Genomic DNA, 22,384 nt, shown 5'->3' on the forward strand with positions numbered 1-22,384 from the left:
TCAGAATGCGTCTCAGAGGGCGAGGAGTGCGGGCACGGTGAGCACGGCGACGTAGTAGCCCATGAACTGGACTCCCGCATGCATGCCGATGAACCGGTTGAACAGGCCGCCGACGAGTCCGACGGTGAGCGTCACACCCAGAGCCAACAGTCCGCCTTCATAGAGGCAGATGACGCAGATGAGCGCGGCGAAACCGGCGATGATCGCTTCGTGGGAGACCGACTTCATCACCCAGGTCGCCGCCCGATGGGCATTCGTCATCACGAAGGGGTAGGCGATGGCGACGGCGATGATCGCCGCGATGACGGAGAAGAGAGCGAACTCACCGGTCGTGAGCAGGTCATGGAGATTGTTCGTCGTTCCCGCTTCAGCATCGAGGGTATAGACGGGGGGAGCGTTGAACAGGGGTCCTGCGGGACCGGCCGCCATCGGTGACAGCGGCAGGCCGATCGCGATGAGCGGGATGAGAGTCTCGGCGATGTAGGTCGACTCTGTGGTTCCGTTGCGGACAGTGATGACGGTGGTGAGTCGTTCGTACCCGTTCTTGACCCGGCTTCCGACGATCTCGCCCATGAGCACAGCCATGGCGACGGGGGAGAAGACGAAGGTCGCGCTGGTGATCGCAGCTGAACCGCTGGTGTATGCCAATTGCTTTCCGGTCAGCACCTTGAAGGGGTTCGGCATCCTCGATCCCCCTGCGGGCCGGACGTCGGGGGCAAGGTTGAATTCCCGCTTGCCCGACTGCTGCATCGAGCGGCGTCCGACGGGGGAGAGTGCCGCGAACAGGTCGAAGATGAGCGGCCCGGTGGCGATGCCGAGGAAGAACGAAGTGGTGAACGTCGCTTCCTTCTGCTCCATGATGAAGGCCTGCAGGCCGACGATGAGCAGGACGAAGGGGATGAGCCCGGCGATCGCAGCGAGCTTGCCCTTCGAGGTGTAGGCGACGAGGACGGCCGCGGCGATGAAGATCCAGGGCGCGGCAGCGCCGATCGCCTCGGCGAAAGGGGTGAGGACGAGGGCGAACACGATCGACAGCGGAATGGCGATGGCCACTGAGACGACTCCACCGGAGATCGCCTTCTGCAGCGCGATATGCGGGATTCCGAGCGACCTCAGCAGCTGCGCCTCACGCAGCATCGGCACCGCTGTGGTGTCACCCGGGATTCCGAGGAGAGTCGTCGGTACGGCGTGGGAGATGTGTTTGGCGATGATCGCGGCGAGGAAGAAGGCGATCACCCCGGCAGGCGGCACACCGATGAGGATGACAAGCAGCGCCAGCGGTGCCACGATCGCCGTCTCGTCCGTGCCCGAGATCAATCCGATGCCGGTGAAGAGCACCCCGGCCAGCAGCGCCATCCCGACTGCCCACAGGATCGGTTCGATGAGTTCCGCAGTCACTGGTGCCCGCCCTTCTCTTGGGCGCGCGCCTCATGGTTGTCGACGAGGGCGTCGTAGAGACCGAGGGCTCGGACTTCGGCCTGAACCGCCGGACCGAGGTCACGGGGGTCACCGAGATCCCCGTATTCCTCGACGACCTCGTCGATGATCTCCTGGCGGCTGCGGGTGTCGGCTGCCGAGGTGGTGATCACTCTCTTGGGTTTGAACAGAAGCCCGGAGATCACGGCGCCGACGATGCAGCCGACGATGCCGACGAGGAGCGCATAGGAGTGACCCAGCGCTTCGTCTCCTCCGGCGGCGAAGAGATGATCGGCGATGAGATAGGCCGGGACTGCTGTCCCGACGGCTATGGCGATACCGCCGATGAGATGTCTGGGGTCGACGGTGTCATTCCACACCTCGAGCAATTGCGGCATCATTGCCTGCCTTCTGTAGGCCGACGGCTGTCGGGAACGTGAACGATGGAACTACCGGCCGAGGACGGCCGAGGATGTTGCGGATGGAAGCGGAATGCCGAGCTGCTCGCCCAGCCACTGGCTGACCGTCGCCACGGCGTCGATGTCGACGCCGGTCGAGATGCCCAGACCCTGGAGCATCCAGAGAAGATCCTCGGTCGCCAGGTTTCCGGAGGCGGTGCGGGCGAAGGGGCAGCCACCGATCCCTCCTGCCGATGCGTCGAACTGACTGACACCTGCTTGAAGCGCGGAGTAGACATTCGCAAGCGCCTGGCCATAGGTGTTGTGGGTGTGCAGGGCGATCCGATCGATCGGAATCCCGGCGCCGACCAGGCTATCAAGAACAGCGGTCACATGACCGGGAGTCGCGGTTCCGATGGTATCGCCGAGCGAGATCGTCAGGCAGCCCGCATCGACGAGGCGACGCGCAGCTGTCGCGACGCGTTCAGGATCGACCGCGCCTTCCCAGGGGTCCCCGAAGACCATTGACAGATAGCCGCGCACCCGCAGGCCCGCCGCAGTCGCCGCTCGTGCCACCTCGAGGCTGCGATCGGTGGTGTGATTGAGGGAACCGCCGAGGTTGGCCTGCGAGAATGATTCGGTGACGCTGATGAAGACCGAAGCATCCTTCGTTCCCGCTGCGACGGCATCATCGAGACCCCTCCGGTTCGGGACGAGGACGGAAAACGCGAGATCGGAGTCCAGGTCGAGCCCTGCAAGCACCGATCGGGTGTCGGCCATCTGGGGAACGGCCCGCGGAGAGACGAAGCTTCCGGCTTCGATGGTCTTCAGGCCGGCATCGGAGAGCCGCCGGATCAGTTCGAGCCGGGTTGAGACAGGAAGCGTGCGTGCTTGCGACTGCAGACCATCTCGAGCGCTGACTTCGCAGACACTGACCGCGGTCGGCAGGTCCGACGGCGCGAACTGCTGTGGAAGCTGTGCCGTCATCGCGACCCAGCGGAGCGGAGTTCGTCGAGGATGGACTGGACTCTGTCGAACCGGAAGGCCTTCTCTTCGATCAGGCGGTCCACGATGATCGTGGTCTCCTCGGCGTTCGCTCCGGCAGAGGCAGCGAGGTTCTTCGCATGCAGTGACATGTGTCCGCGCTGCACGCCCTCGGTGGCGAGAACTCGCAGTGCCGCGAGGTTCTGCGCCAAGCCGGCGGCGACGATCATCTCGGCGAGATCCTGTGCGCTCGCCACCTCGGCGATCTGCAGAGCTGCGCGCGCGGCGGGATGGACCTTGGTGGCGCCTCCGACGAGGCCGACCGGCATGGGCATCTCGAGGGTGCCGACCAGGTCGCCGTCGGCATTCCTCTCAAACGTCGAAAGCGAAGAGTAGCGGCCGTCGACGAGCGCATGGGAGTGCGCTCCGGCCTCGACCGCGCGGGTGTCGTTCCCGGTGGCGAGGACGACTGCGGAGATGCCGTTCATGATGCCCTTGTTGTGAGTGGCCGCTCGATAGGGATCGGCCGCGGCGAGTCCGTAGGCATGGAGGATGTTGTCGATGACCTCGTCTCCGCCGAGCAGTTCCCGGTCGAAGACTGCCCGTGCCCGAGACAGTCGACGGTCCGCCTTGTTGGTGAGGATGCGCAGGAGTGCGTCGCCTCCGGCGATGGCTGCCACGGTCCCGGAGACCGCCTCAGCCATCGTGTTGACCGCATTCGCCCCCATCGCGTCTCGGACATCGACAAGGAGGTGGACGAGAACATACGTCATCGTCCGCGCCTCGACGAGGCGGACCTCGATGCTCTTGACTCCGCCGCCGACCTCGACGAGCTTGGGGTCCTGCGCATTGGCCAGGTCGATGATCTCTGCTTGGCGTTCGAGAATCCGTGTGCGCGCGGCCTGCGGGTCCGCCACGTTGATGAGCTGGATCTGCGCCTGCATGACGGGCTCGGTCGAGCTTGTGAAGAAGCCGCCGTGCGGACGTGCCATCCGTGCTGCATTGCTGGCGGCGGCGATGACCGAGGCCTCTTCGGTCGCCATGGGTACGAGCACGTCGGTGCCGTTGATCGTGAAGTTGGTGGCTGCGCCGAGAGGAAGCGAGAACACGCCGAAGATGTTCTCGCTGAGGTTGGCGGCGTCTTCGGGACCGAAAGCGTCCGCATCGAGCTGGCTGAACAGTTCGGCGTCGAGCCCGGTCGAGGCTGCCACGGCTTTCCTGCGATCGTCGACCGACATGTTTCGGAAGTCGGCAATTCGGCTGTTCTCTGCCATCGTGTATCTCCAGTCAGGTCGTCTTCGGCCGACATCGGCCGTCGGTCGGAGTTCCTCCGCAGAGGTCAGTCAAACAATGCACGCGCGAATCTTCCATGTCCTTTTCGGACGTGAATGTCGCACAGCTATGGCTGTTCCAGACATAACGGTCTAGAGAGATGACTTCAGCTTGTCCAAGCGGAGCGCGACCTGGAGGCGGAACGCCCGCTCCGGTGCCCTCCACTCCTGACCGAGCACGAGATCGGCTCGCTCCAACCGCTGCTTGACGGTGTTGACATGCACTGACATCTGAGTCGCGGTTCTGCGGATGTTCATGCCGGACTCGAAATACTCTCGCAGCGTCGAGAGCAGCTCGGCCGAGTGGGTTCGGTCCCATCGGCGCAGCGGCTCGAGCATCCGTTGCATGAAACTCTCCGCCTGCTCCGGCACGGTGCCGAACATTGCGGTGTAAGGCGCGAAGTCCTCCGTGGGAAAGATCCCTTCGCTGATGCCGAGGGAATTGAGGATGCGGATGCACGACCACATTTCGTCCTCGGCAGTGCGCAGCTGCTTCCGGTCGTAGTCGGTGTCGGAGATGATCACCAGCGAACTGTCGAGGGCGCCCGACTCTTCGAACAGCGTGTCCAAGGTGGGCCTGTCGCGGATCACGGTGCTGGGGAGGAGCACCGTGATCCCGGGGGACCGCTGCGTCATGAGAATTCGCGGCTCGACGCGGACCAGGCGAGCGCCGATGCGGTCATCGTTTTCGATGTCGCCCTGAATCGTCATCAGTCTCCACGGGCCGGAGAGACTGAAGCTGCCGGTTCGGGAGCGGGCCTCGAGCTCACTGAGATCACGTGTGCCGGCAATGATGTCGACTGCGAGTTCTCCACGGACTCGGTTCTCGGCATCGGCCCGGGCCTGTTCATTCATTCGGATGAGCGCGAGCGTCTGCGCCGCCTGGGCGACGATGTTCGCGTCGCCGTCCGCCGGTTCGTGGTTGAAACGGACGAACAGTCCGCTGTGCTGTCGGCGGTGGGACGCCACTGAGGCGACGTACAGGTGCTGTGCACCAGCGACCTGTGCGCTTCGGCCCGTCGCCCGGCTGCGACTCAGCGCCGTTCGGACGTCGGCATTGTTCACCGTTATGCCGTCGAAGAACGTCTCATCGGCGAGGAAGCTCGGAGAGCCGAGGCGTCCGCTGTCGACGACGATCACGTCGGCCTCGAGCAATTCGGAGATGGCGTCGAGAACTGCCGGGACTCCCCGTCCCTGCAGGACAAGCTGCGTCAGCTGCTCCTCGACTTCGACAAGCCGTCGGAGGGTGCTGGCCTGCGCGGCTGCTGTCTCCTCGGCGTCCGCGGAGGCCTGGGCCGCCTCTGCGAGGTCTCCCATCAGCTGCGCCGTCTTCAGTACCACGGAAGCGTGGTCCGCGAGAGCCGACAGCAGGGTGATCTCGTCGGCGGTGAAGTCATGTGGGTAGCGGTTGGCCGCGAAGAGGGCGCCGAGGACTTCGCCGTCGACGACCATCGGCACTCCGAGGAGCGATTCCATGCGCTCGGCCTTCACCGCGGAGTCGACGCGTCTTTCGTGAGGCAGTCGGGTCAGATCGTAGTTCGACGTCCACTGTGCGGCGCGATCGCGCACGACCTGTCCTGCCAGGCCGACGCCGGGAGGCACGCGCAGCTCATTGAGATTCGCCGAGATCGCTCCGCGACTGGCCTGAACACGCAGGTCGTCGGTCTCCGGATAGTACTGGGAGAGGTAGGCGATATCGCATCCGATGAGTGTTCGGGCACGATTGACGAGCTTCTGCAGCAGCTTCTCGGTGTCTCGCACGCGGATGAGCTCCGAGGCGCTTTCGAGCAGGGCCGAACGCTCGTGATCCTTCTGCTTCCACCGGGTCATGGTCGCAGAGAGATCGGAGAAGGAGTCGATGAGGTCGGGGTGGTGCTCGAGACCGCGGGCAAGGGCCGCGCGGTCGAGATCGACTCCGCGGGAGAGGGCTCTGACGATCTCGGCCACGGCGGCCGCGGACACGGTCCCCGACTCATCATCGATCTCTGTCATGAGACCAGTGTCGCAGGGGCTCGGTGCCTCTGCCGCACCCGGCATCGGACGGATGATTCGCCCGGGCCGTCGTCGCCGTCAGCCGGCGGCTGCGGCTCCGCGCACCTCATGCTCGCGCACGATGGGCAGCTCACACGTCGTCGGAGCGACCTGCCGGTAACCGGAGAGGAACGTGTCGAGGCGTTCGATCGCCTCGGTGAGCACCTCGACCGAGGGCAGGGTGACGAGCCGGAAATGGTCCGGTTTCGGCCAGTTGAAGGCCGTGCCGTGGGAGACGAGGATCTTCTGTTCGCGCAGCAGATCGAGGGCGAACTGCTCGTCATCGGTGATGCCGAACTTCTCGACATCGAGCTTCGCGAACATGTACAGCGCTCCGTCGGCCCGGTGCGCCGAGACCCCGTCGATCGAATTCAGGCCCTCGTAGGCGACCTGCATCTGTTGGCCGAGGCGACCGGCCGGCAGGACGAGGTCGTCGATCGACTGCTTCCCGCCGAGGGCCGCCTGGATGGCGTGCTGTGCCGGCACGTTCGAGCACATGCGCATATTCGCCAGCAGCTTGATGCCCTCGAGGTAGCTGTGCGCCTCGTTCAGCGGTCCGGTGATCGCAAGCCAGCCGGAACGGTAGCCGGCGACCCGGTAGGCCTTCGACAGACCCGAGAAGGTCAGGCACAGCACGTCGTCGCCGGTGAGCGTGGCCATGTTGACCAGTTCGACGCCGTTGTAGGTGATCTTCTCGTAGATCTCGTCGGAGAAGACGATGAGGTCGTGACGGCGGGCGATGTCGGCGATCTTCTGCAGCGTCTCCTTCGAGTACACCGCGCCCGTCGGGTTGTTCGGGTTGATGACGACGATTCCGCGGGTGCGTTCGGTGATCCGGGATTCGAGATCTGCCAGATCCGGCTGCCAGGCGTCTTCTTCTGCGCAGCGGTAGTGGACCGGGGTGCCGCCGGACAGTGCGACCGAGGCGGTCCACAGGGGATAGTCCGGACCGGGCACGAGGATCTCGTCGTCCGGGTTGCACAGCGCCTGGAGGCTCAGGGTGATGAGTTCGCTGACACCGTTGCCGAGGAAGACCTCGTCGGTGCCGAGATTGTGGATGCCGCGAGTCTCGTAGTACTGGACGACCGCACGGCGGGCGGAGAGGATTCCCCGCGAGTCGGAATATCCCTGGGTCACCGGCAGGTTCGCGGCGATGTCCTGGACGATCGCCTCGGGGGCTTCGAAGCCGAACGGGGCAGGGTTGCCGATGTTGAGCTTGAGGATCGTGTGCCCGGCGGCTTCCATCGCCTGGGCCTCTTCGAGGACGGGCCCCCGAATGTCATAGAGGACATTGGCCAACTTCGACGACTGCCTGAACATGTGAACCGAAAAACCTTTCATACGACTGCTGCTATATCCACGCTAGGACCCCCGCCGAGGTGGTTCTGACCAAACAGAGGCCCGTTTCCCAGACCTTTGCCGGGCGCGGCGGATTGTTGTGCAGACCTTTTGCAGCTTGGTCTCACGATACTCTGGGAACCATGGCGGATCTGAACCCGGGGCCCCGCCGGAGGGGGCGCCCGCGCAAGGCGGGCAGCAGTGACGCGCGAGCCGCGATCACCGACGCCGCTGCGGCCGAATTCGCCGAGAAGGGCTATGACAAGGCATCTCTGCGCGGCATCGCCCGCCGTGCCCAGGTCGACTCCGCGCTCGTCCACCACTACTTCGAGTCCAAGGCCGGCCTCTTCGCCGAGGTGGTCAGGCTTCCCGTTCGACCCGACCGCATCATCCGCTCGGCTTTCGACGTATCGGACGACCGCCTCGGCGAGTCTCTCGTGCACACGGTGCTCAGCGCCTGGGAACACTCGAGCGTGAAGTCGATCGGGGTGACCGTTCTGCGGTCTGCGGTCAGCGACTCGGCGGCCGGCCGGCTGATCAGACAATTTCTGCTGCGCGAGCTCAAAGGAGCAGTGGCGGGGAGGATCGAGGACAGCGGTGTCGACCGGGCCGAGGCGGACCTGCGGGCCACGCTCGTCCTCACTCAGATGGCGGGTGCGCTCATGTTTCGCCACGTCCTCGAACTCGAACCGCTGGCGTCGATGTCCGTCGACAGTCTCACCGCACGCCTGTCGCCCGCGGTGCAGGGGCATCTCGATGGGGTCAGCGACGCGGATTGAGCCCGAACGGCTCCAGCGCAGCTGCCGCTCATCGGCGATGGGGCGGCGCTTATGAGATCTGTGGGTGACAACTCTTGACCGGAGCACTCTCGGATGTCATATTCATCACATGATGAATAAGTCGGTGGAAGCACGAGGACTGACGATCCGGAGGGGCCGTCGGACCGTCATCGACTCCTTGGACCTCGATGTGTCCGGGGGCGCTGTCGTCGGCCTGCTCGGGCCCAGCGGCAGCGGGAAGACGACGCTGATGAGGGCCGTCGTCGGAGTCCAGATCGTCGCAGGCGGGCGGGTACAGGTGCTGGGTCGGCATGCCAGGTCGGCGGATCTGCGGCATCGGGTCGGGTATATGACTCAGTCGGCGAGCATCTACGAGGACCTCAGCGTGCGAGCGAATCTGCGCTACTTCGCCCGGGTGCAGGGCGCTCCGAAAACCGATGTCGACCGGGTGCTCGAGCGCACGGATCTCATCGGGCAGGCCGATCAGCTGGCTCGGACGCTCTCGGGCGGTCAGGCGAATCGGGTGTCCTTGGCCGCGGCAATGCTCGGGTCCCCGGACCTGCTGGTCCTCGATGAGCCGACCGTGGGCCTCGACCCTGTGCTGCGGACCGACCTGTGGGATCTCTTCCGCGGTCTCGCCGAGGAGGGGACCACGCTGCTCGTCTCGAGCCATGTCATGGATGAGGCCACTCGGTGCGATCGGCTCCTGCTCATGCGGGAGGGCGCGATCATCGCCGATACGACGCCGCGCGATCTGCTCGCGACCACGGGGGCCGCCTCGGCGGAGGAAGCGTTCCTCGACATCATCGACAGGGACACGACCGGTCGGGGATCGGCCGGGCGACAACATTCGGGGACTCATCTGCTCTCGCGCGAAATCGACGGGCCAGGGAAACGGGGGCATGGGCGACGAGGCCATGCCGGGGACAGAGGAGGCAGGCGATGAATCCGATGCGCACCCTGGCGACGACGGGACGCGTCCTCGCTCAGATCCGGAACGATCCGCGTACGATCGCGCTGCTGCTCATCGTGCCCAGCCTCCTCATCGGCCTAGTGGCGTGGATCTTCGACGAGACCGAAGTGTTCGCCGACATCGGACCGGCGATGCTCGCGCTCTTCCCCTTCATCGTCATGTTCCTCGTCACGAGCATCGCCACACTGCGCGAACGTCGCAGCGGAACTCTCGAGCGTCTGCTGTCGATGCCGTTGGGACGCGGCGACTTCATCCTCGGATACACCCTGGCGTTCGGTCTCCTCGCCGTGGCGCAGACAGCGGTGGCCGTCGGGTACGCAACATTGGTGTGCGGGCTTGAGATCAAGGGATCGGTCGGACTGCTCTTCGTCGTCGCGATCGCCGATGCTCTGCTCGGCACGGCGTTGGGGCTGTTGGCCAGCGCCTTCGCCCGCACGGAGTTCCAGGTCGTGCAGTTCATGCCCGTGTTCGTGTTCCCGCAGATCCTGCTCGGCGGGATCTTCCTCCCGCGCGATCAGCTGCCCGACGTGCTCGAGGTCATCGGCGACTGGCTGCCGCTGTCACACGCGATCGACGCGCTCGGGGCGGTCTCGACCGGAGATGAGGACAATGCCTATATCTGGCTGCGGGTGCTCTTCATCGCCTGCTGGATCGTCGGTGCCATCATCATCGGATCGCTGACTCTGCGGCGTCGGACGCCGTGAGATCTGGCGGCGACGTCGCGGTTCGTCGCGAACCGGAGCGTCAGTTCCGTCCGGGCCCCATGGGTTCGGTGCGGTCGGTGAGTTCAAAGGGTCGGCGGCCCTGACCGCGGACGAAGGCGAGGTAGCACAGCCACAGCGCAGCCACCCACAGCAGTCCGACCCACAGCGCCGGTCGTGAATCGGGGACGATGCCGACCATGACGACGACGAAGACGATGAACGCCACGGTGATCCAGGAGCCCGCCGGCCACAGCGGCATGGGGAATTCGCTGGGAAGGCGTGCCTCCTCGGCGATCACCTTCTTCATCCGGATATGGGAGGCGAGGATGATCAGCCATACGAGCACCGTGGCGAAGGTCGCCAGCGCACCGAGGAGGAACAGCGCCTGATCGGGGTAGAGGTAGTTGAGGAGAACGCCGAGCAGGAGTGCGACGATCATCGTGACCACGGTCATCACGGGCACGCCGCTGTGCGAGGTACGGGCGAAGGATCGTGGGGCCTGCCCCTGTTCGGCCAGGCCGTGGAGCATCCTGCCTGCGCCGAAGATATCGGCGTTGATGGCCGACAGAGCCGCCGTGATGAGGACGACTTGGAGGATGGCGGCGGCTGCACTGAATCCGACGGAGTCGAAGATCGCGACGAAGGGGCTGACCTCGGAGGTGATCTGGTTCCAGGGCAGGATGCACATGATCACGCCGAGGGTGAGGACATAGAAGAGGAGGATGCGCACCGGCACCGAGTTGATGGCGGCCGGCAGCACCTGCTTCGGGTTCTGCGCCTCGCCGGCGGTGACGCCGATGATCTCGATGCCGCCGAAGGCGAACATCACGATGGTGAACGATGAGAGCAGCCCCCAGAATCCGTTGGGGAAGAAGCCGCCGTGGTCGACCAGTGCCTGGGGGCCCATCTGGTCGTGGTCGGCGATGCCGAAGCCGAAGATGATGATGGCCACCCCGGCGGCGATGAGGGCGATGATCGCGACGATCTTGATGAGAGCGAACCAGAATTCGAGCTCGCCGAAGACCTTGACGCCGATCATGTTGATCGCGGCGATGAAGAAGACGACGGCGAGCACCCAGATCCAGCGGGGGACTTCCGGGAACCAGAAGCCCATGTAGACGCCGATCGCGGTGGCGTCGAAGACGGCGACGAGGACCATTTCGAAGGCGAAGGTCCAGCCGACGAGGAATCCGGCGAAGGGGTGGATGTAGCGGGAGGCGTACTGGCCGAAAGAGCCGGAGACGGGGTGGCGGACGACCAGTTCGCCGAGGGCGCGCATGACCATGAAGACGGCGGCACCGCCGATGATGTAGGCGAGCAGCACAGCCGGTCCTGCGGCTTGGATCGACTCGGAGGAGCCCATGAAGAGGCCGGTGCCGATGGCTGAGCCGAGGGCCATGAAGCGGATGTGACGGGCGGTCAGTTCCCTTTTCAGGCCGACGTTCTCTTCGTGTCCGTTCGCGGTTTCGTCGCTGGGGAGCGCCTCGTTGCGGTCCTTGTCGGCTGGAGCCATCGGTGTCTGTAGTCCTCTTCTCTCGACTGCCCGAGGTCACCTTGCCTGTTTGATCGTCTGACCGGCCCCAGGGCCACATCAGACTTTCACACCGATACGGCGGCAGAGAACGGATGCCGGGAGAAAGAGTCCGAGATCTCAGAAAGTCGAGTCGGACAGACGGCCGAGAGTCAGGCCGTCTGTCGGTCGGTTGAGAGCATTCCGAATATGAGAGTGTCGGTCCATTCGCCCTTCGACCACCAGTCCTTGCGCAGGTGCGCTTCCTCCCGCATTCCGATCCTGCGAGCCAGTTTCGCCGAGGCGGCGTTCCGGGAATCCATCTGCGCGAACACCCGGTGGAGGCCGTAATGATCGAAAGCGACGTTGAGGACCGCGATGGCTGCCTCGGTGGCGAAGCCATGGCCGCTGGCGGCCGGATCGAGGATCCAGCCGATCTCCGCCTTCTCATCACTTCCGTCTTCGAGCCAGATCGCGATGTCCCCGATGACGTGTGAGCCTTCAATAGAATCGAGACCATCGGCAGTCTCGATGACCAGGGCCAGGGCACGGGATTCGGTCTCGAGCCCCGTACGCCGCATGCGTTCTGAGACCTTGGTCCGGGCCGCCTCGGCGGTCCACGGATCTTCGAGGAGGAAACGGGAGACGTCCTCGCGGGAGAAGATGCGCAGCTGCTCCTCGGCATCGGATTCGACATAGGTGCGCAGACGCAGTCGGTCGGTGGTCAGCGGAAGTTCGAGCGGTTCCATGGGCCTACTCTGCCAGGTCGACCTGTGGAGACGACGAACGATGCCGGACGCTTCGCTGGGAGCGTCCGACAGCGTTCGCATCATCGGATCCAGCCGAGCCGTCCTCGGCGATCGGGAAGACGAACGCCCGCAACCGTGCCGATGCCGCCCGGATCGCCGCGGAGAACGGTTGGCTGTAGGCCTCAGCCCGTCACCGCTTGAGCGCCTGCCCCCACGTCAGCTTCGGCCCTGACTTGAGGATCGAGCGTTCGAAGATCCGCGTGGCCAACAGCAGCGCCAACAGAGTGGTGGCGATGAGGATGAGCAGGGAGACCAGCGGCTCCCACCACTCGATCGTGCCGAGGAAGACTCGCATCGGCACCGCCACCGCAGCCGAGAACGGGATGTAGGACAGCACTGCCATGACCGTCTCGTTGGACGAGAAGATGATGACGCCCATGTAGGGCAGGAAGATGAGCATCATGATCGGGGTGCTCGTCGACGGCAGGTCCTCGGTGCGCGAGACCATCGAGGCGGCCGCCGCATAGAGGGCGGCGACCATGACGAAGCCGACGATGAAGAGCGGGACGAACCAGGCGATGGGTTCGGCGACCTTGCCCAGCACCAGGTCGTTTCCGCTGATGGCGGCGCCCGCGAGGACCGCGACCGCGGTGAGTCCGATCTGTGCGAAGGCGAGGATCGTACACGCGATGACCTTGCCGAACATGAGCACCCGCGCCGAGGTGGACGCGAGGAGGATCTCAACGATCCGCGACTGCTTCTCCTCCACCACGGACGAGGCGATCGTGTTCCCGAACGTCATCGCCGCCATGAAGAACACAAGACCGAGGCCGAGCCCGATGAAGTAGGTGAGCGCAGGGTCCGGGGCGTCGGGATCGAGGAGTTCGACCTCAGGGGTGAGGCTGAGCGCCCCGATGAGGGACTCCGGTGCCGAACGCAGGGACAGCACTGCGACCCCGGTCGGCGAATCCGTCGATTCGACGACAGCGGATTCGACCTCCTCGGAGGTGATCAGAGCCTTCGCCTCGGCCGCGTCGTCGACTGCGACCGGTTCGATATCGTCGATGCCCTCGACGGCCTTCGCCCCCGCCGAGGTGACCGCCACCTTGTCGGTGGAGGAGAACAGTGAGGGCAGCGATCCGGAGACCCCGACGAGCACACCGAAGAGGACGATGCTCAGGATCGTCGAGACCATGAAGGCCTTCGACTTCAGACGGACCATGATCTCGCGTTCGATGACGAGGCCGATCGCGGTGGCGAAGCCCGCCCGAGCGGAGCCTCTGCTGATGACGTCGGTGGTTGCCGAGTCTGTGACCGTCGTGCTCATGACTGCGTGACCTCCTGGAAGAGACGGTTGAGGGCGACCTCGTGGGGAGCGAAGGAAGAGACCGATGAGACGGAGAGCGCTTGGCGCAGGACCGCCTCGGCGGCATCGGCGTTCGGGGCCGTGAACCGGGCCCAGCTGCCGTCGAGTTCGATGACGGAGATATCGGGCAGGCCGCGCACCCAGCCGAGGTCGGCGTCGGTCTGCAGAGTCCACTCGGGCAGGCTGCGCTGGCGACGCAGTTCCGCGGTGGTGCCGGCGGCGACGAGGCGGCCGTCGTTGATGATGACGAGATCGTCGACGAGTCGTTCGACGAGGTCGAGCTGGTGGCTGGAGAAGAGCACCGGGGCGCCGGAGGAGGCGAAGGACGTGAGGACGTCGAGGGTGCGTTCGACGGCAGCGGGGTCGAGTCCGGAGAATGGCTCGTCGAGGACGAGGGCCTGCGGGTCGTGGATGAGGGCCGCGGCGATCTGGACCTTCTGCTGGTTGCCGAGGCTGACCGATTCGAGGGTGTCGGTGGGTTCGCCCTTGAGGTCGAGCTGCTCGAGGAGCTCGAGCCCGCGCTTTTTCGCTGCCTGGCGGGACAGCCCGTGGAAGCGGGCGAGGTAGACGAGCTGGTCGATGATCGGCATCTTGGGGTAGAGGCCACGCTCTTCAGGCATATAGCCGATGGTGCTGCGGTGGCCGGGAGTGATCGGTGCGCCGTCGACGAGGATACGGCCGGAGTCCGCGGCGAGCACGCCGAGGAGGATTCGCATGGTCGTGGTCTTGCCTGAACCGTTCGATCCGACGAAACCGGTCATCCGGCCGTCGCCGATGTCGAAGCCGAGGTCGTGCAGCACCTGCTTGTCGCCGAAGCTGCGGTTGATGTTCTCCAAGGTGATCATGTCTCAACGCTATGCGGAGATCAGAGATCGGGGATCAGCCGTGAGGGTGAATTCGTTCCCCCGCCTGCGGGGGAGGAACGGATGCTTAATGGTTGAAAATCAAACTACTGAGTAGTCGAAACCGAAACTACTCAGATCACGATCGACTACTCAACTCTTGCTGAAGTGTGTGGTCTGGGCAATGTGATTGAACGAGCAACTGTCTAGGTTGAAGGAGTTCGACCAGCTCTTCTCTCCCCCACCCCTGATTTCTGCGACACATGCGCGTGCGCAGGCAGGGAACCGAATCGGGCTGGAACACCTTGCTCGACTTCGAAATGAGGGACATATGACCCGGGTACGTCTGCGCGTGCGCGCCCTGTGGGCTGCACTCACCGCTGTGCTCATCGTGATGGCCGGCGGTGCTGTTGTGTTGCCGGCCGCTCCGGCGCAAGCTGCCGTTTCGATCACCTGCGAACCGGATGTGGTCTACTCGGTGTCGGGGAAGGGGCAGTTGCGGAAGGCTGCAGGGGGTGTCTCAACAGACATCGGCAGTCCCGCGAGCGGCGTCGGTAACTTCAATGGCTTGGGGATCGGCAAGAAGGACTCGGCTGTCTACGCTTTTAACCGCTCGAGCAGTGGCTCCGGTGGTGAGACTGTGGAGATCTATCGTTTCGATACTTCAACGGGCCGGTGGTATTCAACGCAAAAGAAGAAGTCGAGTGATGTTGCGTTCATCGGTGGCGCGGTGGATCTCAAAAGCGGATTGTTCTATTTCGGAGGATATACCGCAGACGGTAAGAAGTTTCGACTCTTCGTGTACGACCCGAATTCAGGAGAGCTTACTTCGAAGGGCTGGATCAACACGAGTACAAGTGCGAGTGGGTCGTCAAACGGCGATATCGCGTTTGATTCTTCAGGGAACCTCTTTGTCGTTCGCGGTGTTGGGAAAAAGACCACCATCTTCTCCGTAACATCAACGAGCTTGGTGGCGGGCAGCGGAGAGAACAACGAAATCGTTGCCGGAGACTCCAAAGAGCGTAGCACCACAGACAAAGTGAATGGTGTTGCCTTCGATGCGAACGGCACGGGCTATTTGGGTGCTGAATCAACCGTTTCAGGCTGGGATACACCAGATTGGTCCAACGCACAGGAGTTTTTCGCGGGGACTCATAGAGAAGGACTCTTTGGTTGGAGAGAAGTATGGGACTGGATTGGCGACACCGGCAGCACCGATCTTGCATCGTGCTCTTCGCCGGCAACAATCACTCTACAGAAGGACATTAAGAACGGGCGGGCGAAAGCCAGCGACCAATTCCGACTGAATCTCGAGCAGAACGGGTCGTCGTTGGCGACTGGTACGACTGCGGGCTCAACCACTGGTCTGCAGAAGGTCGGTACTGTGGGCCCGCTCCCTGCCAAGCGCGGTGTGACCATCGACTTCTCCGAGACGGCTGGTACGTCCGACACAGATCTCGATGACTACTACAGCGAATATTCCTGCACTGTTGAAGGGAGTCAAAAGGTACTGGCTTCGGGCGAGGCCACGTCGGGATCTGTGAAGATTCCTGTTGCGGGTCAAGGCGACGCTGTGATCTGTACGATCACGAACTCGCCACTGACCGCAAACGTTTCGATCCACAAGGATGTCGTCGACGAGAACGGTGAGAACAAGAAGCCGGGCAAGGACTGGTCCGTCGGTGCGAAGGCGACAGCCACGTCCGACACTGTGTCCTCGACCCCGACGGCAGCCACGCAGAAGACCGATGCAAACGGCGATGCGAAGTGGGGACTGCGATTCAGCAAGACGACCGGTCGGGCGACCATCGCGGTCTCCGAAACTCAGCAGGACGGCTACGAGTTCAAGAGCGGCAGCTGCGACATCACTCGCCTTGACGGGTCGAAGGCCACGACGAGGAAGCTCACGAGCGACAAGAGCTTCGACCTCACCGGAATCAAACCCGGCGACGACGTCAAGTGCTCCTACCTCAACAAGGTTAAGGACACGTCGCTGACACTGGTGAAGAAGGTCGACAATACGGCTGCAGCCGGTACCGCCAAGGACACCGACTGGACTCTCAAGGCCGAAGGCGACGCGGCCTCCGGCGACAAGACGATCGAAGGCAAGACCGGCTCGGAGCCGGTGACCAAGGCGAAGGTCAAGGCCGGCAAATACGCGCTGTCCGAAACCGGAACTCCGAAGGGCTACGAGGCCTCCGACTGGGCCTGCGCACCGACCTCCGGTTCCGGAGTCGTCACCTCGGACAAGAGCTCGGTGACGCTGAAGAACGGAGACGATGTCGCCTGCACCATCACGAATACCGCGAAGACCGGTGCCGTGACCTGGGGCAAGACCGACGAAGCCGGAAACGCACTCGAGGGCTCGGTATGGACCCTCACCGATCCCGACGGGAAATCGACGGAGATCGAGGACTGCACGGCCGCCTCGGCGGACAAATGCGCGGGGCCCGACAAGGACCCGGCAGCCGGCAAATTCTCCGTCGACAGACTCAAGTGGGGCAAGCACACTCTCGTCGAGAAGAAGGCTCCGGCCGGATACATCCTCGACGACACGCCCCACACGTTCACGGTCTCCGGATCCGCACTCGACAAGTCGCTCGGATCGTTCACCAACGAGCAGAAGCCCCCGATGGCGCTGCCGCTCACGGGTGGAACCGGAAGCCAGATCTACCTCATCGGCGGAGCAGCTCTGCTCGCGGCCGCCGGTGCCATCGCACTTCTCAAGGGCCTGCGCCGCAGGAACCGGAAGCACTGAAAGGGAAACAATGAAAAATAGGAAACTGGGTCTTCTGCGGCGTCTGACCGCGGTGGCCACGATCGCCTCGCTGAGCGTGCTCGGCGTGGCCGGCACGGCGCAGGCCGACAGCAGCGTGGGCAACATCGACACCGGTCGCTCGGGCTCGATCATCGTCCACAAGTACGACGGCGCCTACGGCACCAACGGTGGTGACGGTTCGGTGAAGACCGACACCTCGAACCTCGGCGCCCCGCTCAACGGTGCGGAGTTCACGGTCAAGCAGGTCACGGCCAAGGGTGGCCAGGCTCTCGATCTGAAGACCCCCGAGGGCTGGGACCTTATCAGCGGCCTCAAGGCCTCCGAGGTCACCGCCGGCGGATTCTCGCTGGGCAACGGTGTCTCGAAGACCACCGCGAACGGCGGACTCGCGACGTTCGGCAACCTTCCCCTGGGTCTCTACCTCGTGGAGGAGACCAAGGCTCCGGCGAACGCGACCTCGACCACGGATCCGTTCCTCGTCACGCTGCCGCTGTCCCAGTCCAACGGCAAGTGGCTCTATGACGTCAACGTCTACCCGAAGAACTCGGTGAACAAGACGCAGCCGACCAAGGAGGTCTCCGACCCGTCGGCGCCCATCCTCGGCTCGACCGTCGACTGGACGATCACGGCACCGGTTCCCGCAGCGAACAACGGCTTCAAGAAGTTCTCGATCGTCGACCAGCTCGACTCGCGCCTGGAATTCGTCTCCGCCAAGGTCGCCGGTTTCACCGAAGGCACCGATTACGACATCGTCAGGGACGGTCAGACCGTGACGATCAACTTCACCAAGGTCGGACTCGGCAAGCTCACGGCCGGCAACAAGGTCGTCGCGACGATCACCACGAAAGTCACCTCGCAGGGCGACGGGACCATCGAGAACACTGCGCTGGTCAACACCAATGACTCCAAGGTCGAAACCCCTCAGGTGAGCACTAACTGGGGTTCGCTGAAGGTCATCAAACACGTCGCCGGCGATCAGTCCCACACCCTAGCCGGAGCCGAGTTCGACATCTTCTCCGACAAGGACGCGCAGAACAAGGTCGCCTCGGTGAAGACCGCGGCGGACGGCACCGCCTCGATCACGCTGTGGGTCGGCAACAACGACGACACCTCTCAGACCTACTGGGTCAAGGAGACCAAGGCCCCGACCGGCTACATCCTCGATGACTCACTCAATGAGGTGACTGTCAAGGCCGGCTCCACCACCGCAGCCGTCGAGTACAAGCTCGCCAACACCCAGCAGGGCCACCCCGAGCTCCCTCTGACCGGTGCTGACGGCAAACTGCTGGCCATGATCGCCGGTATCGGCCTCATGCTCATCGCCGGTGGCGCAGGCATCGTCGCAGCCAACCGCCGCAAGAACCAGGTGTGACCCTCTCACCTGGTGGCAGGCCGGCCGCCGAGGCCGCCGTGCCGGACACGACCACGCGGCGCCCGTCCACCGACGGACGCCGCTGGCGCGTGCCCATCCTCACCCTCGTCATCCCGCTCATCGCGCTGACCGGACTGGGCATCTGGACCTACCCGAGTGCGGCCGCGTGGTTCTCCCAACTCGACCAGTCGAAGATCATCGACAATGCGGCCGGAGTGACCGAAGGCAGTCAGGTCGAGAACGCTCGACAGATCACCCTCGCGCACAAGTACAACGAGGCATTGGAGTCCGGCGCTCAGCTCGAGTCGAATCACCGTCTGCCGTCGGGCAGCGGCACCTCAGCGAAAGGGGCGCCGACCTACGACGAGGTGCTCGACGACGGTGGGCCGGGAGTGATGACCAGGCTGCGGATCCCCGAGATCGACGTCGACCTGCCCGTCTACCACGGCACGGATGATGCGACCCTGCTCAAGGGCCTCGGCCACCTCGAAGGCACGAGCCTGCCCGTCGGCGGAAACGGCACACATTCGGTCATCACCGGACATCGCGGGCTCGCCGAGGCGACCATGTTCACGAACCTCGACAAGGTCGGCAAGGGCGACCGATTCACACTCACGACCTTCGGCCAGGTGCTCAGCTACCAGGTTGTGAGGACTCAGGTCGTCGACCCGGATGAGACCGAGTCCCTGGGCGCGATCTCCGATCGTGACCTCGTCACTCTCGTCACATGCACGCCGCTGGGCATCAATTCCCAGCGAATCCTCGTCACGGCCGAACGGGTCTTTCCGACGCCGGCGGCCGATCTCGAAGCGGGCACGGCCGAACCCGATGTGCCCGGGTTTCCCTGGTGGATCGTCATCATGGCAGCGGGACTCGTGGCCGCCGGCATCTACGTCTGGTGGTCAGGTCGACCGGTGCGCCCGAAGACCCCGAGCGCGGGCGGTCGGCCCCGCCGAGGCGGCCGGTCCCGTCCCAAGGCCGTTACGACCTCGCGCGGCCCACGGCATTGATCCGACCCGAGTCACGCAGCGTGAGCATCAGCCGCGGAATATCACGGCGGCGTTCGGCTCCGAGCTTGGCCCTGGCCTGCAGCACATGTGATTCGACGGTGCGCACCGAAAGGACGAGACGCTGACTGATCTGCACATTCGTCAGTCCGTCGGCGACGAGACGGCACACCTCGAGCTCACGCTCGGACAGGGTCACGGCAGGGGCCGTGGACAGAGCCAACGCGGTGTCCTCCTGCGGCTGAGGGTCCTCGGGAGGCGCTGCCGCTCTCTGCCGCAGCGCATCCAGCGCTTCCCCGGCCACCCGGGCGCGGGAGCTGAGGCGCTGGCCGAGGAACAAAGCCCTGGCCTGAGTGTAGGCGTGACGGGCGGCACCCCTGTAGCCGGCCTCCTGCAGTTCCCGCCCCACAGTCAGAAGCCCCTCGGCGTCCTCGTCGGCCACGGCTTCGATGTGTCTGCGCGCGGCCCGGGGGCCGGGCAGACCGAGCTCGGTCGATTCGAGGGGCAGCGTCTCGCGCGCCTCGGCGGCGTTGAGGGTGCCGTCGAGGACGCGGGCATGAGCGAAGACGGCGTGCATCCATGCGGGCATCGGTCCGGGACTCTTCGCGCCCGGACCGAGCAGGAACGAGGCCAGGCCGTCGTGGAGACGATAGCCCTGCGGGGGAGCGGACTCATCGGCGGTCGTCGGGTGATAATACGGCGCATTGCTGCGCTGCCACCGGCCGAGTGTGTCGCGCAGGCCCCATCCGACTGCCAACAGGGCCGGGGTGGCCGTGGCGGCGAGGGCCTCGAAGTCACGGGCGGCCAGATCGGTCTCCCCATCGAGCAGACGCTGGATTCCGATGCACCAGGAGGCTGTCGCGGTCAGCTGCCAACCACTGTGGGTGGAGGCTCCGCTGGCCATAGACAGCAGTGTGCGAGTGGTGAGTTCGCAGCGTTGGGGTTCGATGCCGGCCAGCAGGCAGTTGACGGTCGAGCCGACGATGAAGAACCAGGCCATGGTGAGGGTGAAGCCTGAGAGGGGCCCGGACCGGACGCTTGTGAGGTCGACGTAGAGGTCGAGCCCTTCGCTCGCGGCGGCGGCCAGCCCTTCGGCATCGTCGGTCTTGAGGTGATATTGGCACAGGGCCGCGAACGCGGCTAACCGCAGGGCCGGCATTGCGAGAGGCGAAGCTGCGACGGCGCGCACCTCTTCGACACGAGTCATCCCACCCCCGGTGAAGGAGGACACAAGGTTCGCGATGCCCGGGATCAGCGGGTCGATCTCATCCCGGAGGAAGTCCGTCCACCACGGCGGCAGCTCCGGCTCGGCAGCGAGGCCCGCGGCCGCCGTGAACAGCAGCTCGAGTCCGACCGGATCCCGCTCGCACCCCATCGTTCCGTGAGTGGTTGCGGATCTGATCAGCTGGATCGCTCCGGTGCGGTCACCGGTGAGCAGACGCGCCGTGATCATCTGCAGCTCCCACTCGAGCAGCATCGGCGGTTCGTCGTGAACCTCGTCCTCGACCATGTGGAGCATGATCATCGCTTCCAGAGGGTCGCCGAGGCGGTTGAGCGAGCGCGCCGCCCCGAGCAGCAGGGCGGCATGGGGCCGATCGATGTCGCGGCCGTCGTTGATGGCATCTCGAGCGAGGCGGATCTCGGCGGCTTCCCCGACTGGGTAGCCCGCCTTCCACAGAATCGTCAGGCGACGGTCGAATTTCTCCTCGTCCGCGGCATCGGTCTCACCGATGAGCTGGTTGGCCATGGCGTCGACGTGCAGCGGTGAGACCGCCACCGCCGGCTGACCGCTGACCTCGAACTCCCGTGCCAGCCGCAGGTCGACGAGTCGGGCGATGACCGTTTCGCCGAAGAGCTGCTTGGCCGTGCGGATGGGCATCGGACTGAGATCGCCGAGACGGCCGGCGGCGATGAGTGTGGAGCTGCGCAGCTGCGGATACTGGACTGCGAGGCGGGACAGGATCCGGTTGCCGAAGAACGGGGTGTCGAAACTGGAATGCGGGTAGTGGCGCGGAACTCGGTGCGGGGCCTCCTCCGCCCAGGCGACGAGATCGGCGGCGACCAGCGGTCTGCCCGCGGACAGTGCGGCCAGGGTCCTCAGCTGCAGATCATCGAGCGGAATCGTCGCCGACAGCCCCGTCACCAGGGCCAGGGACTCGCTGCCGGTGAGCCGTGCCAGGTCGAGCCTCTCGAGTTGCCCGGTGCTCCACGCGTCGGCGATCTGCTGGAGGACGCCGTTGCCTCCGCTGTGGATGGAACGCAGCCGGTCACCGTCGACGAGGTAGGCGATCGGCACCCCTGAGGCGTGGAGGGCCTGATCGATGACAGGTTCGGCGGCGGCCGAAAGCAGATGCGCTCCGCTCATGATCCGCGGTCCCCCGCCCAGCCGGCGGGCGTCGACGAACTCCGCGACCTCCTCGGTGGTGGTGTGGGTGCTCACCCGCAGCAGCGACTGCTCGGACTGGCCGAGGGCGCCCGAGAGCGACCGGGCGAAGTCCAGGGCTCCGTCGCCGGTCAGGCAGGCGACGACGACAGAGCGGCCGGACCGGAGGATATCGAGGATCTGGGCCGATTCTCGACTGCGAGTCGGTGCCTGGTGCACGAGCCGGTCGTAGGCGGGATCGATGGGGGCGAAGCCGTCCACACTGTGCATGGGAGTGCAGCCTTTCCGGTCTGCGAAACGGGGCAGCCGTGAGGGCCGCGGTCCCGTTCGCCGGGGGTGACCGTGAATGGGATGGGTGGGTATCTGTGGGGAGGGACGGGTCGCCTTGCGGCGACTCGACGCGAACAACATTACCCCCGTTG

Annotated in this window: 17 protein-coding genes; 6 read left to right on the top strand and 11 right to left on the bottom strand. The window is 64.8% G+C overall.

All coding sequences use genetic code 11. From position 1 onward, the window contains the following. Positions 1-12: 12 nt before the first annotated feature. From GUY37_RS00505 to GUY37_RS00530, 6 genes are all read right to left on the bottom strand, one after another. The gene (locus tag GUY37_RS00505; RefSeq protein WP_152348949.1) at positions 13-1,398 is read right to left on the bottom strand and encodes a tripartite tricarboxylate transporter permease; all 1,386 of its coding nucleotides are present in this window, start codon (positions 1,396-1,398) and stop codon (positions 13-15) included. Further along, positions 1,395-1,817, bottom strand: a complete 423-nt coding sequence (locus tag GUY37_RS00510) for a hypothetical protein (protein ID WP_166820889.1) — start codon at positions 1,815-1,817, stop codon at positions 1,395-1,397. The genes GUY37_RS00505 and GUY37_RS00510 overlap by 4 nt, the downstream gene beginning before the upstream one ends. A 48-nt stretch (positions 1,818-1,865) precedes the next feature. After that, a complete protein-coding gene (locus GUY37_RS00515; protein WP_166820892.1) occupies positions 1,866-2,801 on the bottom strand; it encodes a hydroxymethylglutaryl-CoA lyase in 936 nt (311 codons plus the stop codon). Then, the gene (locus GUY37_RS00520) at positions 2,798-4,072 is read right to left on the bottom strand and encodes a hydroxymethylglutaryl-CoA reductase, degradative (protein WP_166820895.1); all 1,275 of its coding nucleotides are present in this window, start codon (positions 4,070-4,072) and stop codon (positions 2,798-2,800) included. Before GUY37_RS00520 ends, GUY37_RS00515 begins: the two co-directional genes overlap by 4 nt. A gap of 150 nt (positions 4,073-4,222) precedes the next feature. Beyond that, a complete protein-coding gene (locus tag GUY37_RS00525) occupies positions 4,223-6,121 on the bottom strand; it encodes a helix-turn-helix domain-containing protein (protein WP_166820898.1) in 1,899 nt (632 codons plus the stop codon). Between the two features lie 78 nt (positions 6,122-6,199). Continuing rightward, positions 6,200-7,480, bottom strand: a complete 1,281-nt coding sequence (locus GUY37_RS00530; RefSeq protein ID WP_208094730.1) for a pyridoxal phosphate-dependent aminotransferase — start codon at positions 7,478-7,480, stop codon at positions 6,200-6,202. A gap of 161 nt (positions 7,481-7,641) precedes the next feature. Here GUY37_RS00530 and GUY37_RS00535 point away from each other — a divergent pair, with 161 nt between their 5' ends. The 3 genes from GUY37_RS00535 to GUY37_RS00545 all read left to right on the top strand — a co-directional run bounded on the left by GUY37_RS00535 (position 7,642) and on the right by GUY37_RS00545 (position 9,954). Continuing rightward, positions 7,642-8,277 carry a TetR/AcrR family transcriptional regulator gene (locus GUY37_RS00535; protein WP_166820904.1) on the top strand — a complete coding sequence of 212 codons (636 nt, stop codon included), beginning with the start codon at positions 7,642-7,644 and terminating at the stop codon, positions 8,275-8,277. A 109-nt stretch (positions 8,278-8,386) separates the two neighbouring features. Continuing rightward, positions 8,387-9,223 carry an ABC transporter ATP-binding protein gene (locus GUY37_RS00540; protein WP_166820906.1) on the top strand — a complete coding sequence of 279 codons (837 nt, stop codon included), beginning with the start codon at positions 8,387-8,389 and terminating at the stop codon, positions 9,221-9,223. After that, on the top strand, positions 9,220-9,954 hold the full coding sequence (locus GUY37_RS00545; protein WP_166820909.1) for an ABC transporter permease: 735 nt from the start codon (positions 9,220-9,222) through the stop codon (positions 9,952-9,954). Before GUY37_RS00540 ends, GUY37_RS00545 begins: the two co-directional genes overlap by 4 nt. Before the next feature lie 40 nt (positions 9,955-9,994). Here the strand turns inward: GUY37_RS00545 and GUY37_RS00550 are convergent, their stop codons facing one another. From GUY37_RS00550 to GUY37_RS00570, 4 genes are all read right to left on the bottom strand, one after another. Further along, positions 9,995-11,467, bottom strand: coding sequence for an amino acid permease (locus tag GUY37_RS00550; protein ID WP_166820912.1), 1,473 nt, complete (start codon positions 11,465-11,467; stop codon positions 9,995-9,997). Positions 11,468-11,637: 170 nt separating this feature from the next. Further along, positions 11,638-12,213, bottom strand: coding sequence for a GNAT family N-acetyltransferase (locus GUY37_RS00555; RefSeq protein WP_166820915.1), 576 nt, complete (start codon positions 12,211-12,213; stop codon positions 11,638-11,640). Positions 12,214-12,403: 190 nt separating this feature from the next. Further along, positions 12,404-13,540 (bottom strand): ABC transporter permease, encoded by a 1,137-nt coding sequence (locus GUY37_RS00565; protein ID WP_166820918.1) that lies wholly within the window; start codon positions 13,538-13,540, stop codon positions 12,404-12,406. Further along, positions 13,537-14,424: an ABC transporter ATP-binding protein gene (locus GUY37_RS00570; protein WP_166820921.1), complete on the bottom strand. Its 888-nt coding sequence runs from the start codon at positions 14,422-14,424 to the stop codon at positions 13,537-13,539. The genes GUY37_RS00565 and GUY37_RS00570 overlap by 4 nt, the downstream gene beginning before the upstream one ends. A 328-nt stretch (positions 14,425-14,752) precedes the next feature. Between GUY37_RS00570 and GUY37_RS00575 the strand changes: the two genes are divergently transcribed. Genes GUY37_RS00575 through GUY37_RS00585 form a run of 3 tightly spaced genes read left to right on the top strand, consistent with a single transcriptional unit; the run spans position 14,753 to position 19,582 of the window. Beyond that, on the top strand, positions 14,753-17,179 hold the full coding sequence (locus tag GUY37_RS00575) for a SpaA isopeptide-forming pilin-related protein (protein ID WP_166820924.1): 2,427 nt from the start codon (positions 14,753-14,755) through the stop codon (positions 17,177-17,179). A 10-nt stretch (positions 17,180-17,189) separates the two neighbouring features. Continuing rightward, complete coding sequence (locus GUY37_RS00580; RefSeq protein ID WP_166820927.1) at positions 17,190-18,572, top strand: SpaH/EbpB family LPXTG-anchored major pilin; 1,383 nt, start codon at positions 17,190-17,192, stop codon at positions 18,570-18,572. Then, a complete protein-coding gene (locus GUY37_RS00585) occupies positions 18,569-19,582 on the top strand; it encodes a class C sortase (RefSeq protein ID WP_228278276.1) in 1,014 nt (337 codons plus the stop codon). The genes GUY37_RS00580 and GUY37_RS00585 overlap by 4 nt, the downstream gene beginning before the upstream one ends. Here GUY37_RS00585 and GUY37_RS00590 read toward each other — a convergent pair. Beyond that, the gene (locus tag GUY37_RS00590) at positions 19,554-22,232 is read right to left on the bottom strand and encodes a helix-turn-helix transcriptional regulator (RefSeq protein ID WP_166820930.1); all 2,679 of its coding nucleotides are present in this window, start codon (positions 22,230-22,232) and stop codon (positions 19,554-19,556) included. The two genes, GUY37_RS00585 and GUY37_RS00590, sit on opposite strands and share 29 nt — an antisense overlap. Between the last annotated feature and the right edge of the window lie 152 nt (positions 22,233-22,384).

It is taken from the genome of Brevibacterium limosum, from assembly GCF_011617705.1.
GTDB classification, from domain to species: Bacteria; Actinomycetota; Actinomycetes; order Actinomycetales; family Brevibacteriaceae; genus Brevibacterium; species Brevibacterium limosum.